The sequence below is a fragment of the Kordiimonas sp. genome (assembly GCF_048264555.1).
In the GTDB taxonomy this organism is placed as follows: domain Bacteria; phylum Pseudomonadota; class Alphaproteobacteria; order Sphingomonadales; family Kordiimonadaceae; genus Kordiimonas.
Window position 1 is genome coordinate 460375 of sequence record NZ_JBLXCX010000001.1, and the last position, 17253, is coordinate 477627.

Genomic DNA, 17253 nt, shown 5'->3' on the forward strand with positions numbered 1-17253 from the left:
GCCGCGACCATGTCACTTGAAGGTACGATTATCGGCCTTGTGGCCTGTGTTCTCATCTGGGTTTTTGGGTTTATCAAGGAAAAGCGCCACCAAACCGGCGTGGTGCCGATCATTCCACCCTTTTATATTCAGTTTATCGCGATAGTGGGCATTTTCGTTTTTGTGGCGCACCTATTTGTGCTGCTCACGGGTATCGACTGGAAGCCACCCTTCCAGCGCTAGGAAAGGTTGACCAATTCGTCGATCGTCTCCGCCTTAGGTGCTTCAAACTCAGGCATTTCAATCGGGTCCGGCGCCCCGGCCTCAAACATGCGCCAGCCAAGCAAGGTGTATGTTGTTGCCCAGAAACGAGATTTGAAGAAACGCCGCTTGCCTTTTTTGCCGCGCGCTATCAACACGCCTGAAGGATGCTTGAAAAGCTTCTTACTGATCTGGGTGCTTTCCTTGAGAAGCTGATCCTTGATGACGGAGGACGCCGCCACCGCATGTTTGGCCATAGGCTTTATGCCCCGGTGATGACGGCGCTTGCCCTTGCGGTGACGCCACATCTTAAGCCACACCAATGCAATCGCGCTCACCACCGCCAAAAGCGTGGCAAACATGGCCAGCACATACATCATGTTATACTGATCACCAAGCTCAAGGCGTTCCACGGTCTCGTCAAACGCGTCGCCCGCTGTGATCCGCGAATCGGACTCAACCCTGCCGTCTGCGGCGAAGCTGTATATGAGCGCGTCGCGCCGATCAAGCGGTGAGACCATGCCGTTGCCGCCAAACACAGCGACATAGCCGTTTGACGCCACGGTAACACCAAAGAGAGGCTCACCGCTGCATTTCACCTTGATATCAATAAGGTTGGGGCGCGCACCAAAGACCTGATAGTCGGTCACCCGTGTACAGCGGAAGCGATAGGCGTTGATAAGCTGCGTGATTTTCAGCGCGATAGTCTCAGGGGGTGAGCCTCGGTTCACACCGGAGAAAATATCAAGCGCCATCTGCCGCGGGTCCTGTTCAAGGGACAGAATACCCTGAGCGCTGGCCCGTTCTGGCGCAAGAGCCCCAAAAGCAGATATCAGCAACAGAAAGCCTACCCCGGCTTTCGCCACACACCTCGACATGACAATGAATGTCTGCACCATAACCTACGCCCTAAACTCTCCCCGCATCAGCAAAGACCATTGAAATGCATCTTGCGATATTGTGCAAGGCTGATGGAGCGATATGGAAAATGTTGGCAGCTAAAAAAAATGCGGAACCGCAATCGGGGGAGGACATGCGGTTCCGCGCGACACAGTCAGATCAAGGGAGCTATTAGGCTGTATCAGCATCTTCCTTATAGAATAGAGGCTGTTAACAACGGGTAAACAAGCGTCACATTTGCGCGATTTTTGACTAAAAAGCGAAAAATTTTCCGCAAGTCCCAAAGCGGTCCTAATTAAATAGTTGGAAAATAAAGCAAAAACCGGCCCCTGTCTTGAGCCGGTTTTGCGATTTTTTTCAAAGAATCTGCCAGAGATACCGTTTTTTAGGTCTCGCGCATCTTCAAAGCGGCGATAAAGGCGGTGTGTGGTATCTCCACCTTGCCGTACATGCGCATTTTCGCCTTACCTTTTTTCTGCTTCTCGAGGAGCTTCTTCTTACGGGTTACGTCACCGCCATAACATTTTGCGGTCACATCCTTGCGCATGGCGGAGATGGTTTCACGTGCCACAACACGGCCACCAATCGCAGCCTGAATAGGAATTTTGAAGAGTTGGCGCGGGATCAGGTCCTTGAGCCGCTCACAAAGCGCGCGGCCACGGCCCTCAGCCTGGCTGCGGTGAACCAGCATCGCCAACGCATCAACGGGTTCCGCATTCACGAGGATGGACATCTTCACGAGGTCACTTTCCTGATACCCCGCCATGTCATAGTCGAAGCTTGCGTAACCGCGACTGACCGACTTAAGGCGGTCATAAAAATCATAAACCACCTCGTTGAGCGGCAGCCTGTATTTCACCATGGCGCGCGTGCCTGCGTAGGTCAGGTCGGTCTGTTCACCGCGCTTGTCTTCGCACAGCTTCAACACCGCGCCCAAGTGCTCATCCGGCACGAGGATTGTCGCATTGATCCATGGCTCCTCGATATAATCGATCTTCACCACATCCGGCATATCAGCCGGGTTATGAAGTTCCTCAAGCGAGCCATCGGTTTTGTGGATCTTATAGATCACGCTCGGGCTTGTGGTGATGAGGTCGAGGTCAAACTCACGCAGCAGGCGTTCCTGAATAATCTCAAGATGCAGCATGCCAAGGAAACCGCAGCGGAAACCAAAACCAAGCGCTGCCGAGCTTTCGGTCTCAAACTCAAAGCTGGCATCATTGAGCCGCAGCTTGCCAAGCGCGTCGCGCAGACGCTCAAACTCGGCGCTGTCCGCCGGGAAGAGACCACAGAACACAACCGACCGGCTCGGCTTAAAGCCCGAAAGCGCCTTCGCGCATGGCTTCTTTGCGTCGGTGATGGTGTCACCCACGTTTGTGTCCGCCACTTCCTTGATGCTGGCAGTGATGAAACCAACTTCACCGGGGCCAAGCTCCGGCACGATCACGCCTTTTGGGGTGAACACCCCCACGCGCTCAACAAGATGCTCGGTACCAGCCGCCATCATCTTGATGGTTTGGCCTTTCTTGAGCTTGCCGTCGATGATGCGCACAAGCACCATCACGCCGAGGTAACTGTCATACCAGCTATCCACCAGCATGGCTTTAAGAGGCGCATCCGGGTCACCTTCAGGGGCTGGCAGGCGGGTCACAATCGCTTCCAGAACTTCCGAGATACCAATGCCCGACTTGGCGGAGCATTCCACAGCCTCTGATGCATCAAGCCCGATCACATCCTCAATCTGCTGACGCACGCGCTCCGGCTCCGCCGCAGGCAGGTCGATCTTGTTCAGGACCGGCACAATCTCATGGTCGTTTTCAATAGCCTGATACACATTCGCGAGTGTTTGTGCTTCCACGCCCTGGCTTGCATCCACGATCAGGAGCGAACCTTCGCAGGCGCTCAGGCAGCGGCTCACCTCATAGGCGAAGTCAACGTGGCCCGGCGTGTCCATCAGGTTCAGCGTATAGTTCTGGCCGTCCTGCGCTTTATATTCAAGCCGTACGGTCTGCGCCTTGATGGTGATGCCACGCTCGCGTTCGATATCCATCGAATCAAGCACCTGGGCTTTCATCTCACGGTCCGTCAACGCACCGGTTGACTGGATAAGGCGGTCGGCCAGCGTCGATTTGCCGTGGTCGATGTGCGCAATGATAGAAAAGTTGCGTATGTTTTTAAGCTCGGTCATGGCCGCCAACTGGTACTTCCAAAATAATCGTTCTTGTTCACTATAGGTCGGGCCGCATCACACACGCGGCCCTCCTTATTCTTAAAACTGACGCTGTGCCCTAGTAGGGCAGAACCCGGTCTGGTGGGCGGTGCCCGTCTACAAAAGCGCGGATATTGATCAGCACTTTTTCACCCATCGCCATCCGGGCCTCATAGGTTGCCGAGCCCATATGCGGCAGCAGGACCACATTATCAAGCTCCAGAAGCTTGGGGTTGATCTCGGGTTCCTGCTCAAACACGTCAAGCCCGGCACCAGCGATGCGCCCAACCTCGATCAGGTCAGCAAGCGCTTCTTCGTCAATAATCTCACCGCGGGCTGTGTTGATGATCACCGCATGCGGCTGCAATTTCTTGAGCCGCGCCCGGTCCATCAGGTGATGCGTATCTTCCGTCAGCGGACAGTTGACGGACACAAAATCCATCCGGCTCAGCATCTCGTCAAGGTCATCCCAATAGGTGGCCTCAAGCTCGCTCTCGATATCCGTCGGCAGGCGTTTGCGCTTATGGTAATGCACCGCCATGTTGAAGGCTTTTGCGCGCCGCGCAATTGCTGTCCCGATCCGGCCCATACCGATAATGCCGAGGCGCTTGCCCTGAATGCGGTGCCCCATCAGGAAGGTTGGGGTCCAGCCGGTCCACTCACCCGCGCGCAGGATTTTCTCACCTTCAAACAGTCGCCGCGGCACGGATAGCAGCAGCGCCATCGCGAGGTCGGCCGTGTCTTCCGTCAACACACCTGGTGTGTTGGTGACAGCAATGCCTTTTTCCTGCGCGGCTGCCACATCGATATGGTTTACACCGGCACCGAAGTTTGCGATCAGCTTCAGCTTCTTGCCAGCGGCCGCGATCACTTCAGCATCGATACTGTCTGTCACCGTTGGTACAATCACGTCTGCCTCGGCCACCGCCTTTTGAAGCGCGGCCTTGTCGAGCGGCTTGTCAGCCAGATTGAGCGTGACGTCAAAAAGCTCGGCCATGCGCGTTTCGATATTGTCAGGCAGCTTGCGCGTGACAATTACCTTGGGGCGTTGCCGGTTTCCTGTTTGACTCATAGGACAAAATAACCTTTTCTGACGGGCGTGGGAGCGCCCCCGCCTAAAACTTACGGGCTTCTGTACCAGAAGGCGCGGGCTCTTTCAAACGCCAAGCGATAGGGGACCATACGCGATGCAGCGCTTTTTTGCGATTCTTCTGTTTTTGGGCTTATTGAGCACAACAAATGCGGCCTCTGCCGCAACCGTTGGCGCAAGCGGCAACCCGCTGCCGCGTTTCATCTCGCTCGCCGCGGACAAAGCCTATATGCGCACAGGGCCCGGCCTTCAGTATCCTGTTGCCTGGGTATATAGCCGCGACAACCTGCCCCTTGAAGTGATTGACGAGCACGGCGCCTGGCGACAGGTGCGTGACTTTGAAGGTGTAACCGGCTGGATGCATGTAAGGCTTTTGTCCAGCAAACGTACGGCCATGATCACGGGCGGCGCGCGGCGGCTTTTCAAGGAAGCTGATAGCGGCTCCCCCATTCGGCTGACCGCCGACGCCGGCGTGATCGGTGAAGTGCTTGAGTGCACAGCAGACTGGTGCCACATGGAAATTGACGGCACCCGCGCCTGGATAGACCGGCGCTACATCTGGGGCGTTTATGCTGGCGAACTGATCGACTAAGCAACCCTTCCTTACCCCACCTCCATTCCTGCGCCTCACCAACGTGCAGAATCCCTCTTGACGATTTTATATAAGTACTTACATAATTTCTTACATGAAATACAGGAGTGGGTGGCATGAGCATCCCTGACGAGATTTTTTTTGAACTTGGTATCGGTACCCGCATGCGCAGGCTTTATGAGCGTATGTCTGCGGACGCGGACCGTATTTATGAGGAAGCCGGGATCAATATCCGGGTGAGCCATTTTTATGTGATTTATGCGCTTTCAGTGCGTGGCAGCATGCCTATATCTGAGATCGCACGGCTCGCGGGCTTCTCCCACTCTGCCGTGAGCCAAACAGTGAAGCGGTTGATTGGTCAGGGTGTGGTTGAAACCACCGCCACAGAAGACGGCAGGCAGAAGCTTGTGAGCTTAACTGCCACTGGCACGGACCTTGTCGAGAACGTTCAGCCGTTCTGGAAAAACCTTGAGGCTTCTGTCCTTGAAGCGCAGGGCGAGGCGGGTGTGAACCTGTTGGCCGCGCTTGATGGCCTTGAGAGTTCTTTCGACCGTAAATCGCTTTACGATCGGCTCAAGGAACAGCAGGCACGCAATGTGAAACCAAGCTTTGAGATTGTGCCTTATGATGTGACCTACCGGCAGGCTTTTTATGACCTCAACGTTGCCTGGGTAAAACAGTATTTCAAGGTTGAGCCGATCGACGAAAAGGTTCTGTCTGACCCTGAAGGCACCATCCTTGATAAAGGCGGCGAGATTTTCTTCGCGGTTGCTGACGGCAAAGCTGTTGGCGCTGTCGCCATGAAAGCAGAGGGGGACGGCCGGTTCGAGCTTACCAAGCTGGGCGTGGACCCGAACGTGCGCCAGGGCGGCATTGGTCGCGCGCTGTGCATTGAAGTGATCAACCGGTTTCAGGCCCGCGGCGGCAAAACCCTGTATCTTGAAACCAACACGGTTCTTGAGCCCGCAATCCGGCTATATCACCGTATCGGCTTTAAGGAACTGCCGCCCCCGGTGCCAAGCCCCTATGAGCGCTCAAACTACTATATGGAATGGCGGGCGGCATCATGAAGGCACTTCAGAACGGGTTGAGCATCAGCACCTATAACCCCGCTTTCAGCCAAGCATTTTATGACTTGAATGCAGCGTGGCTTGAGAAATATTTTACGATTGAGGATGTGCACCGCCGCGTGTTGGTGGACCCTGAAGGCACAGTGCTGCGCTCAGGTGGGGAAGTGTTTTTTGCGGTGAAAGACGGGAAAGCCGTTGGTACCGTTGCCATCAAACACTGCGGCGATGGGGTTTATGAGCTTACAAAGCTTGGCGTTGCAGACAGTGCGCAGGGCCTCGGTCTTGGCCAAGCCCTCTGCGAAGCTGTCATCGACTGGTTTCAGGAAAAGGGCGGCAAACTGCTGTTCCTTGAAACCCATACCAAGCTTGAGCCCGCCATGCGCCTCTATGAAAAACTCGGTTTTGTGTTAGCCAAAAGCCCGAATGCCGACATTTATGAGGGCACAGACTGCTACATGGAATGGAGGCCACAGCAGATGAGGAACGCGCAGATCGTCATCACAAAGGCGAAAACGGCTGAGGACATCAAAGCCACGAAGGATATATTCCGCGCTTTCTCTGAATGGCTGCCTATCGACCTTGGGTTCCAGGACTTTGAGACTGAGATGGCTCGTTTCCCTGAAGGCTATGTGCACCTGCTGCTTGCTAAACTGGGCAACAAGCCCGTTGGCGCTGTAGCCCTCAAAGAGCATTCACGCGATGTGTGCGAAATGAAGCGGCTCTATATGCTGCCGGAGGCCCAAGGCACCGGGGCGGGGCGCAAGTTATGTGAAAAACTGCTGAGCGACGCAAAAACACTCGGCTATAAAACCATGCTTCTTGATAGCCTCAGGCGTCTTGAGGCTGCTGTGGCGCTCTACCAGAAGCTCGGGTTTGAAGAGATAGAACCCTATAATTTCAACCCTGAAGATGACGTGGTTTACATGAGCCGCGCGCTGTAGCCGACGCCAACCCTATGGTTAACGGCGTGTTAGGGATTCTAACCTTCCCCGCACAGACCGTTGGTATTTCAGGGAATGCCTGATCAGTTTGTGCGTTGGCGTGCGCGTTTGGCCGCACGGCCCGCAGAAAGCGCCAGAATATCCGCCTGGTGGTCGCCTAGTGCTGCAAGCAGGTGCGATGCGGACCGTTCATAGAGCGACAGGCCGTTTTTCACCGCTTCCCTGCCCTCTGCCGTCAGCTTGATGTGCTGCGCGCGGGCATCGAGGCGGCTGTGCTTGCGCTCCACAAGGCCTTCTTTTTCAAGCTTGGTCAGCATGGTGCTGGCAGACGCGCGGCGCACGGCAAGCGCATCGGCAAGGTCGCTCAAGCGCGGGCCAAACCGTTCCGTCGCGGTTTCCGCTTTGCTTGCGGTCTCTTCCAATTGGCCGATGGCCCGGAGATAGGAAAATTCATTGAACGTATGGCCATCAGTTGCCGCTTTGGCCCATTCAAGGGTCAAAAACCGATGTACCTGCTCCAGCCAGTCTGCTTTGCTCATACCCCTCTGCCCCCAGAGAAATTGGTCTTGATGCGATTTATAGCTACCTTGGCGATAATACTCGAAACACTGGCCGCCCGTAAGGTTAGTTCGCCTAACAAACAACGATCATAGAAAGATGTCAACTGGGACTTTGGATTGGCGTTATTTGACAGGTGGCGATACGAGATTTCTCCCGTTCTCGCTCCGCTTTTTCCAGAAAAGCTGCATCTTCAAAGTTTCACGGTTTTGAAGGTAGCGTTCATAATAACGGCCCGCCATAAGGCAAAATGCATCGCGAGTCTCAGGAGCGTCGCGCATAATTGAAAATAGCAGCTGCCGCGTTGAGACCGCATAACCCGTGACCAGGCGACCGTATTCCTTTTCCGCCATCGCCCTAAGTTGCTGTTCTTTTTCCGCATCAAGCCCTGAGGCTCTTGCCACAATTTTACGACTGAAATCTACCTTGTATGGCAACAGGTCACGTATCAGGTTGCCAGCTTCAGCCTTTTTCCCGCAGGCCCCGAGCAGTGCCAAACCGTTCCAAAGATCTGATTTGTGCGCAATCAGTTCAGCAAAAGCCTCGCTCATGTTGCCTTCGATGTGCTCCAAGGCCCAATTTTCAAACGTCTCATCCGCTTTTGCAGCGCCACTAATGGCCGATACAAAAGTCAGGAACGCGCCCAACCAGAAGTGAATTTTCACGATATTCCCCAAAATATACGTTTAACGTTCAGAAGCGTCTGTTATAGGACATCTGACAAAGAAAAAGCGAGGCATCTGCCTCGCTTTTATTGTGCTTGCGCTTTGTGGTTTCCCTCTAGTCGCCAGAGACGATCCGGTCCACCAACTGTTTCACGGTTGGGATAAAACCGTTGGAATAGAACGGGTCTTTCGCGAATCGGAACGCATTGTGGCCGGCAAACACGAGGTTATCGTCCACACTGCCGCCGTGCGCCACATCATCCAGCGTTTTCTGGATACAGAAGCTGCGCGGGTCGGCAAGGCGACCGGTGCTGTTTTTCTCGTTTGTCGCCCATGAGGAGAACCGGCACTGGCTAAGACAGCCAACACAGTCTGCCTGATCCTTGCGGATTTCAGCGCATTTGTCGGGGGTCACAAAAATCAGTGATCCGTCCGGCGTTTTCATGGCGCGCTCAAAACCTTCTGCTATCCAGTCGCGAGCTTTGCCCTCGTCCGCCCGGCGCACGATATAGGTTTTGCGTTCAACCACCAACTCGGTATCAAAATCGCCTTCCTTCTCGGTGCGAAACTCGATCTGACGATCATTGCGCTGCACCAGCTCACCAATGAAGCTGTTTTTGATGGCGCTGGAGAAGAAGCCGGTTGGGCTGAAGTTTTGCAGCAACACATCGCCAGGCTTCAGGTTCAGGAGGCGCTTTTTCCATTTATCGGAAATCTGGCTCTCTTTGGTCAGAAGCGGGCGCGTGCCAAACTGGAACATGATTGGACCAAGCTCTTTGTTGTCGATCCAGTCTTTCCATTCCTTGAGGTTCCATACACCGCCAGCCATGATGATCGGCACATGGTCAAGCCCAAGCTTGCGCATGATCTGCCGCAATTCCAGCACCCGTGGGTATGGGTCACCCGGCTTGTTGGGGTCTTCAGCGTTTGAGAGGCCATTGTGGCCGCCCGCAAGCCATGGGTCTTCATAAACCACACCGCCAAGCAGCTCGGAAACATTTTTGTACGCACGCTTCCAGAGAAGGTTAAACGCACGGCCAGATGAAACAATCGGGTAATAGTGCGCGCCGTATTTGCTCGCAAGGTCACCCAGTTTGAACGGCATGCCAGCGCCACATGTAACGCCGTGGATCATGCCTTTGGTTTTCTCTAAAACTTCGTGAAGGATGCGCTGCGCGCTGCCAACTTCCCAAAGCATATTGATATTGATATGGCCTTCGCCTTTTGAGATTTCCCAGGCCTTGCGGACCTGATCGATCGTGCCTTTGATCGAATACTGGATCATCTCTTCATGGCGGGCCGTACGAGTGCGGCCTGCATATTCATGCGGCTCTACATTTCCGTGCGCGTCATACTGGTCTGCGATCACTGCAGAGATTGTCCCGATGCCGCCAGCAAGTGCCCATGGGCCCGAGCTTGCACCGGTGGAAATGGCAACCCCTTTGCCCCCCTCGATCAGTGGCAGCACGTCCTTGCCGCCGAGGCGGATCGAATTCAAACTGAAACTCATTAAACTCTCCCAAAGTCCAGAGGTCCGTAGCGTCCCCCGGCGCCCTCCGTCAAGTGCCTCCTCTAGAAGGCGAAACCGGCGTGATCGTATCACACGCCGGTTTCATTTCAATTAATACGCGGTGTTAGTCGCGCTTGCCACCACCTTTTTTCGGTGCTGGCGATGCTTTAGGCGGACGTGCATCCGGGTTTTCTTCACCCGTCTCCTGGTCCACAACACGCATGGAAAGGCGCACTTTACCGCGGCCATCGATCTCAAGGCACTTGACGTAAACTTCGTCACCTTCGTTCACGACGTCGGTCACTTTCTCGACACGGTCTTCAACAAGCTCAGAGATGTGTACGAGGCCGTCACGGCTGCCCATGAAGTTCACGAATGCACCAAAGTCCATGATTCGCACAACTTTACCCTTGTAGATCACGCCTACTTCTGGCTCGGCAACAATGCCAGTGATCCAGGCTTTTGCAGCTTCGATCTCGCTTGCGACGCTTGACGCGATCTTGATTGTGCCATCGTCCTCGATGTTCACTTTCGCGCCGGTTACTTCAACGATCTCACGAATCACTTTACCGCCAGTGCCGATCACTTCACGGATTTTGTCCGTTGGGATCTTCATGGTTTCGATGCGTGGTGCGTGCTCGGAAAGCTCCGTACGCGCGCCAGTGAGGGCTTTGTTCATCTCGTCAAGGATGTGTGCGCGACCACCATGTGCCTGGTGAAGCGCTTTTTCCATGATCTCACGGGTGATGCCCGTGATCTTGATGTCCATCTGCAGCGCGGTCACACCTTTTTCTGTGCCCGCAACCTTGAAGTCCATATCACCGAGGTGGTCTTCGTCACCAAGGATATCGGAGAGAACTGCGAAGTCGTCGCCTTCCTTGATGAGACCCATGGCAATACCGGAAACCGGACGGCTGATCGGAACACCTGCGTCCATCATGGAGAGCGAGGCGCCACACACCGTTGCCATTGAGCTTGAACCGTTTGATTCGGTGATCTCAGACACAAGGCGAATAGTGTAAGGGAACTCTTCACCCTGTGGCAACACAGCGCTTACCGCACGGTAAGCAAGCTTGCCGTGGCCAACTTCGCGGCGGCCGGTAAAGCCGACACGACCACATTCACCAACGGAGAATGGTGGGAAGTTGTAGTGCAGCATGAAGTTTGAACGCCAGCTGCCCTCAAGCGCGTCGATGATCTGCTCATCTTCGCCGGTGCCGAGGGTTGCAACCACAAGCGCCTGCGTTTCACCACGGGTGAAAAGCGAGGAACCGTGTGAACGTGGCAGCACGCCAACTTCAGACATGATCGAACGAACGTCAGCGAGGCCACGACCGTCGATGCGCTTGCCGGTCTCAAGGATGTTGCCGCGAACGATGGAGCTCTCGAGCTTTTTCGTCAGGTCACCAACCATCTGTTCGGTGAGCTCTGGGTTAGCTTCGAGAACCGGTGCAGCAGCTTCAGCGATTTTTGCTTTGGCTTCAGAGATTTTGGCAACGCGGTCTTGTTTGGTTGTGATCTCGTAAGCGGCACGCAGGTCTGCTTCGCCAGCTTCCTTGATCGCAGCAACAAGTGCAGACTTGTCAGGACCTTCAGGAAGCTCCCATGGGTCTTTTGCTGCAACTTCAGCCAGCTCGATGATCGCGTCGATCACTTTTTTGGATGCTTCATGACCGAAGGTCACAGCACCAAGCATAACGTCTTCAGAAAGCTCTTTTGCTTCTGATTCAACCATCAGAACAGCGTCAGATGTGCCTGCAACAACAAGCTCAAGGTCGCTCTCTTTCACTTCTTCAAGTGATGGGTTGAGGATGTATTCGCCGTCTTTGTAGCCAACTTTTGCACCAGCGATCGGGCCCATGAACGGGAGACCGGAGATGGTGAGGGCCGCAGACGCGCCGATCATGGCAACGATATCGCTGTCGTTCTCAAGGTCGTGGCTCAGAACGGTACAGATAACCTGTACTTCGTTTTTGAACCCGTCAGGGAACAGCGGGCGGATCGGGCGGTCGATCAGGCGGCTTACGAGCGTTTCTTTCTCGGATGGGCGACCTTCACGCTTGAAGAAACCGCCGGGGATTTTACCGGCAGCGTAGAATTTTTCGATATAGTTGACCGTAAGCGGGAAGAAGTCTTGCCCTGGCTTTACGGATTTGGCGCCAACAACGGTACAAAGTACTTCGGTGTCACCATATTTGGCCATTACGGCCCCACTAGCTTGTCTTGCTACATGGCCGGTTTCAAGAGAGAGGGTACGGCCACCCCATTCGATTTCTTTGCGATGGATATTGAACATTTTCTAACCTTTCAGCAGCTACCCAGGTATCGCACTTCAAGCCGGGCAACCTCGGCGCATTCCCTATGAATACGCCCCGCTTTTCATATATATCCCGGGCCTCCCGGATTAGAGACCAAGGTGCTTTCTAAAATGCTTAAGGGGCGCAACGCCCCTCGGAAGCAGGAAGGCCGGTCCTTATGAACCGGCCTCCTTGAACTATTTCTGGCTTATTTCCTGAGACCCAGGCGACCGATCAGCGTTGTGTAGCGACCTTCGTCCTTGGATTTGAGGTAATCCAGCAGCTTGCGACGCTGGTTAACCATCTTGATCAGGCCACGGCGGGAATGGTTATCCTTTTTGTGGTCTTTGAAGTGGTCTGTCAGTGTCACGATACGCGACGTCAGAATAGCAACCTGTACCTCTGGGGAACCAGTGTCGCCTTCATGTGTGGCGTATTCTGCAATCAGTTCTTGTTTCCGTTCAGCAGTGATCGACATCGATCTTCTCCTAAAAAAATTACATATTGAAGACCCGCAGGGATTTGACTGTGCCATCTGTGTTTTCAGCAACCGCCAAAGGCGTATCGCCAAGCATCAACACAATCGTTCCTTGCTTAGCCGTGGGCAATTGGAGGGTTTGGCCGCAACGTATGCGATCTGCCTCCGGTTCGGTTACGGCAACCGCCGGGATGTCGTCCAGCGCCGTCGTAATCGGACATAGGTAGTCCACAGCGCGCGCACTATGGCCTAACTCATCCAGCTTTTCCAGCGAAATCGCCCCTTTGAGCGTGAAGGGACCGACCCTCAAACGCCTGAGCGCCGTCACATGGCCGCAGGTACCAAGGGCTTTTGCGATATCCCGCGCGAGCGAGCGCACATAGGTGCCTTTACCGCAGCTCACATGCACATCCGCGGTGCCGGCGTCAGAGTCGAACCCGGTGAGGCTAAGTGATTGAATTTCAACCGTTCTCGGCTTCAGCTCAACCTGATGGCCGTCGCGCGCGAGCTTATAGGCGCGTTTCCCGTCAACCTTGATCGCACTATAGGCGGGTGGCACCTGCTCAATCGCGCCGGTGAAGTCTGGCAGAACCGCCACAACTTCCGATTCTGATGGGATTCGCCCGCCATCCTCAATCACCGCGCCTTCAAGGTCGTCCGAATCGGTGGCAGAGCCGAATCTGATGGTAAACGCATATTCCTTGGTGGCGTCCACAATGAAGGGCATGGTCTTGGTGGCTTCGCCAAGCCCGATGGGCAATATGCCGGATGCCAGCGGGTCGAGCGTGCCGCCGTGGCCAACCTTCTGTGCTTTGGTAAGATATTTGATGCGAGAGACAACCTTGGCGCTTGAAAGCCCCAGCGGTTTATCGATGACCATCCAGCCGTCGATCTTTTCGCCCTTTCGCCGCCGCGCCATCGTTACTCTTCGTCATCGCCGACGGCACCTTCGCCGTCATCACCCAGCTCGTCCTCATCCACATCATCATCGTGGTCAAGGTCACGGGTTACACGGGGGTCCCGCAACAGCGCGTCAATGTGACTGGCTTCATCAAAGCTTTCATCAATCACGAACTTGAGGCGCGGCATATATTTCATATGCACGGATTTACTGAGCTCACCCCGCAGGAACGCAGAGTTTTTATTGAGCGCCTTGGTGATAACCCCTTCAGGGTCCCCGCCAAGCGGCATCACAAACACGGTTGCGTTCCTGAGGTCAGGGCTGATGCGCACTTCAGATACGGTCACTGATGCTTTGGCCAGATCCTTATCCTGCACGTCACCGCGCTGCAAAATCGACGAGATGGCATGACGCACATTCTCGCCAACCCGCAATAGCCGGAGGCTAGGGCCTTTGGCATGATGAGATCTGGACATGGGCTCAAACCTTATTAAGCGGCGGAAAAGCCGAACGCAGGCCTAAAGCTTGCGTTCGATTTCCTGCAGTTCGTAAACTTCGAGAACGTCACCGGCTTTAAAGTCGTTGTAGTTCTCGAACGTCAGGCCACAATCCTGGCCCGCGCGAACTTCCTTAACGTCGTCCTTGAAGCGGCGCAGGTTGTCGATCTGGCCTTCATAGATGATGACATCGTCACGAAGGATGCGCGCCTTGAGGTCGTTGCGGATCGACCCTTCGACCACAAAACAACCAGCCGCTTTGCCAGCTTTGCCAGCCTGGAAGGCTTCGCGGATTTCCGCCTGACCAATAACGTTTTCCTTGAACTCCGGCCCTAGCTGACCAGCCATCGCCGCTTTCACTTCGTCAATCAGGTCATAGATCACGGAATAATATTTGATCGTGATGCCTTCAGCTTCCGCTGCGTCGCGTGCCTGTTTGTTCGGGCGTACGTTAAAGCCGATCACCAGCGCGCCAGAGGCTTGTGCAAGCGTGATATCCGTTTCCGTAATACCACCCACAGCACCGTGGATCACACGACACTGAATGTCGTCGTTACCAGCTTTCTGCAGTGACTGTGTAATCGCCTCAACCGAGCCCTGCACATCACCTTTCACAACAACGTCAAAGGTTTGCAGGCCTTCGTTTTCTTTCATCTGGCTAAAGATGCTCTCAAGCGTCTTCGGTGCCGCAACAGCCGCCTGGCGTTTCTTGCGCTGCATGTCCTGACGGTAGCTTGTCACTTCCCGTGCACGTGCCTCGTTTTCAACAACGGCAAAGTCGTCACCCGCGCCCGGCGCACCATTGAGGCCAAGCACTTCAACCGGCTGGCTCGGGCCAGCTTCAGATACCTGCTCACCCTTGTCGTTTACAAGCGCGCGCACCCGGCCCCACTCTGGGCCCGCGACGAAAATGTCACCAACACGAAGCGTACCGCGCTGCACGAGAACCGTGGCAACCGGGCCGCGGCCTTTATCAAGCTTCGCCTCAACAACCACACCTTCCGCTTCGCGGTTCGGGTTGGCTTTCAGCTCCAGAATTTCTGCCTGCAGGGCAATCGCTTCCTTGAGTTTGTCAAGGCCAGCACCCGTTTTGGCTGATACTTCAACTTCCTGCGTGTCACCAGAGAAGCTCTCGGTCACCACTTCGTGCTGCAGCAACTCGTTACGCACACGGTCAGGGTTCGCGCCTTCACGGTCCATCTTGTTGATGGCCACGATAATCGGCACGCCCGCCGCTTTGGAGTGGTGGATCGCTTCAATGGTTTGCGGCATCACACCGTCATCGGCGGCCACAACGAGGATAACGATATCCGTTGCACTGGCACCGCGCGCCCGCATCTGCGTAAACGCGGCGTGGCCCGGTGTATCAAGGAAGGTGATTTTGCTGTCACCAACGCTCACCTGATACGCACCAATATGCTGGGTGATACCGCCTGCTTCACCAGACACAACGTTTGCTTCACGCAGGGCATCAAGAAGGGAAGTTTTACCGTGGTCAACGTGGCCCATCACGGTCACGATCGGCGCACGTGTTACCATATCGCCTTCGTGATCATCTTCACCCACGAGGCCGATCTCAACGTCTGCTGCGCTCACACGTTTTGGTGTGTGGCCCATCTCGGTCACAACAAGCTCAGCCGTGTCCTGATCAAGGGTCTGGTTGATGGTTGCCATCACCCCCATACCCATCAGGGTCTTGATCACAAATGTCGCTTTTTCAGCCATCCGGTTCGCAAGTTCCTGAACCGTAATCGCCTCAGGGATTGTCACCTCGCGCGCCTGTTTTGGCTGGTTGGCGCTGGCATCATGCGCCTGACGCTTCTTCGCCTGTGCGCGCTTGAAAGCGGCGAGCGAACGCTGGCGCTCATCACCGCCGGAAAGGGCGGATGAGATCGTCAGGCGGCCACCACGGCGGTCATCACGGCCACGGCCACGGGTTGGGCGTTCAGCAGCTGGCGCTGCGCCACCTTTTTTGCGTTTGCCGCGTGACTTGCGGTCGTCATCGCCTTCGGCCTCATTGCCACCGCCAGCCTGGCGGGCTTCATTGGCTTTCTTGAGCTGAACAGCACGAGCTTCAAGCTCGGCTTTCTTCTTCGCTTCCGCTTCTGCTTTTTCACGAACAGCAAGGTCATCAGCCACTTTTTTCTCAGCCTCGGCAGCCGCCTTCTTCTTGGCTTCTGCTTCTTTTTTGGCTTTCATCTCGGCTTCTGCGCGCTTGCGAGCTTCCGCCTCGTCATCACGGGCTGCTTCTTCGGCTGCTTCGCGTATCTTACGCTCTGCCGCTTCTTTCGCTTCACGCGCTTCGCGAGCCTCACGCTCTTTCGCTTCTTCTTCAGCGCGGCGTTTCGCTTCCTCAAGCACGCGCATGCGGTTTTCCTGCTCTGCGCTTGTCAGGTTCTGTGGGCCATCACCAGCGGGCTTCTTGGGCACGTAGGTTTTTGGTGCCTTGCGCTGTGTTGGGGCTTCCTGCTGAGGTGTCTCAGCGGCGCCGCCTTTATGCAGGACACGCTTTTTCTTACGCTCGACAACAACTGCCTTGCTGCGCCCGTGGCTGAAGCTTTGACGAACCTGACCGGTCTCAACCCCCTTGTTTACCCCAAGAGTGCCGCGGCCGGACAATGTCAGTTTCTTTTCGTCGCTCATATTACTCTTCGTTCCCTTGCGCTTCACAAGTCTGCGGATCATATCCGCGTAAACTCAATAGGCGGCCAATATCGGCCTTCAATTTTTCTGCACCACCGCTTGAAAGCAAAAGTGCATGAACCACATTTTCCCGCCCCAGCGCTTTCGAGAGCACTTCGCGGTCAAACAGCGACACCACCGGTACATCTGTACCAACAGCCGCTTTAATCTTTCGGCGCCCATCATCGGCACCATCGCTGGCGGCAAACAGGAGCGCCGGTTTCCCTGCCCCTTTTTTGGTGAGCGCGATTTTGATCTTGTCAAAACCTGTCACCAGATTGCCTGCCCGTTTCTCAAGCCCCAGCCTGTCCAGACAGCGCCGCGACAAAAGCCGGTCGATCAGGTCGACCAGATCTTCGGGCACCGCTTCCTTACGGACCGTGGCCTTCAGCGAACGGCTGGCTGCCTTGGCGAGCTTGCCGTCCTTGACGGCAGCGCGAAGTGCGTCACCGTCAACGCTTACCCACATGCCCCGTCCAGGCAACCGGGCGGCCACATCCGGCACAATCATGCCGTCCGGGCCTAGGGCGAGGCGAACCAGAGCTTCCTCCGGTTTCACCTCATGATTTAATATACACCGCCGTTCGCGCACCTTCGGCTCCTCAAACATGCGGCGCATGGCG

Annotated in this window: 16 protein-coding genes; 4 read left to right on the top strand and 12 right to left on the bottom strand. The window is 55.3% G+C overall.

Going from position 1 to position 17253, the window contains the following annotated elements:
- Positions 1–9 precede the first annotated feature (9 nt).
- A complete protein-coding gene (locus ACN0XZ_RS02220) occupies positions 10–222 on the top strand; it encodes a hypothetical protein (protein WP_417456076.1) in 213 nt (70 codons plus the stop codon).
- Here ACN0XZ_RS02220 and ACN0XZ_RS02225 read toward each other — a convergent pair.
- From ACN0XZ_RS02225 to ACN0XZ_RS02235, 3 genes are all read right to left on the bottom strand, one after another.
- Positions 219–1139, bottom strand: coding sequence for a hypothetical protein (locus ACN0XZ_RS02225; RefSeq protein ID WP_417456077.1), 921 nt, complete (start codon positions 1137–1139; stop codon positions 219–221). The genes ACN0XZ_RS02220 and ACN0XZ_RS02225 overlap by 4 nt on opposite strands.
- Before the next feature lie 386 nt (positions 1140–1525).
- Positions 1526–3328, bottom strand: a complete 1803-nt coding sequence (gene lepA / locus ACN0XZ_RS02230) for a translation elongation factor 4 (protein WP_417456078.1) — start codon at positions 3326–3328, stop codon at positions 1526–1528.
- 100 nt (positions 3329–3428) lie between these two features.
- Entirely contained in the window at positions 3429–4421 is a 993-nt protein-coding gene (locus ACN0XZ_RS02235; RefSeq protein ID WP_417456079.1) for a 2-hydroxyacid dehydrogenase, read from the bottom strand.
- Positions 4422–4536: 115 nt separating this feature from the next.
- On the opposite strand from ACN0XZ_RS02235, the gene ACN0XZ_RS02240 reads away from it, so the two are divergent.
- From ACN0XZ_RS02240 to ACN0XZ_RS02250, 3 genes are all read left to right on the top strand, one after another.
- Entirely contained in the window at positions 4537–5031 is a 495-nt protein-coding gene (locus ACN0XZ_RS02240; protein ID WP_417456080.1) for an SH3 domain-containing protein, read from the top strand.
- 116 nt (positions 5032–5147) lie between these two features.
- Entirely contained in the window at positions 5148–6101 is a 954-nt protein-coding gene (locus tag ACN0XZ_RS02245; RefSeq protein ID WP_417456081.1) for a bifunctional helix-turn-helix transcriptional regulator/GNAT family N-acetyltransferase, read from the top strand.
- Entirely contained in the window at positions 6098–7042 is a 945-nt protein-coding gene (locus ACN0XZ_RS02250; RefSeq protein ID WP_417456082.1) for a GNAT family N-acetyltransferase, read from the top strand. Before ACN0XZ_RS02245 ends, ACN0XZ_RS02250 begins: the two co-directional genes overlap by 4 nt.
- Before the next feature lie 83 nt (positions 7043–7125).
- On the opposite strand, the gene ACN0XZ_RS02255 is transcribed toward ACN0XZ_RS02250, so the two are convergent.
- The 9 genes from ACN0XZ_RS02255 to ACN0XZ_RS02295 form a co-directional block, all read right to left on the bottom strand.
- Positions 7126–7581, bottom strand: a complete 456-nt coding sequence (locus tag ACN0XZ_RS02255; protein ID WP_417456083.1) for a MarR family winged helix-turn-helix transcriptional regulator — start codon at positions 7579–7581, stop codon at positions 7126–7128.
- 144 nt (positions 7582–7725) lie between these two features.
- Positions 7726–8265 (bottom strand): hypothetical protein, encoded by a 540-nt coding sequence (locus ACN0XZ_RS02260; RefSeq protein WP_417456084.1) that lies wholly within the window; start codon positions 8263–8265, stop codon positions 7726–7728.
- Positions 8266–8380: 115 nt separating this feature from the next.
- The gene (locus tag ACN0XZ_RS02265; RefSeq protein WP_417456085.1) at positions 8381–9775 is read right to left on the bottom strand and encodes an NAD(P)H-dependent flavin oxidoreductase; all 1395 of its coding nucleotides are present in this window, start codon (positions 9773–9775) and stop codon (positions 8381–8383) included.
- Between the two features lie 124 nt (positions 9776–9899).
- The gene (gene pnp, locus ACN0XZ_RS02270; RefSeq protein ID WP_417456086.1) at positions 9900–12071 is read right to left on the bottom strand and encodes a polyribonucleotide nucleotidyltransferase; all 2172 of its coding nucleotides are present in this window, start codon (positions 12069–12071) and stop codon (positions 9900–9902) included.
- Positions 12072–12280: 209 nt separating this feature from the next.
- Entirely contained in the window at positions 12281–12550 is a 270-nt protein-coding gene (gene rpsO / locus ACN0XZ_RS02275; RefSeq protein ID WP_417456087.1) for a 30S ribosomal protein S15, read from the bottom strand.
- Between the two features lie 19 nt (positions 12551–12569).
- Positions 12570–13469, bottom strand: coding sequence for a tRNA pseudouridine(55) synthase TruB (gene truB, locus ACN0XZ_RS02280; RefSeq protein WP_417456088.1), 900 nt, complete (start codon positions 13467–13469; stop codon positions 12570–12572).
- Positions 13470–13471: 2 nt separating this feature from the next.
- Entirely contained in the window at positions 13472–13927 is a 456-nt protein-coding gene (gene rbfA, locus ACN0XZ_RS02285) for a 30S ribosome-binding factor RbfA (RefSeq protein ID WP_417456089.1), read from the bottom strand.
- A gap of 42 nt (positions 13928–13969) precedes the next feature.
- Entirely contained in the window at positions 13970–16591 is a 2622-nt protein-coding gene (gene infB / locus ACN0XZ_RS02290) for a translation initiation factor IF-2 (RefSeq protein WP_417456090.1), read from the bottom strand.
- A gap of 1 nt (position 16592) precedes the next feature.
- Complete coding sequence (locus ACN0XZ_RS02295; protein ID WP_417456091.1) at positions 16593–17249, bottom strand: DUF448 domain-containing protein; 657 nt, start codon at positions 17247–17249, stop codon at positions 16593–16595.
- Positions 17250–17253: the final 4 nt, after the last annotated feature.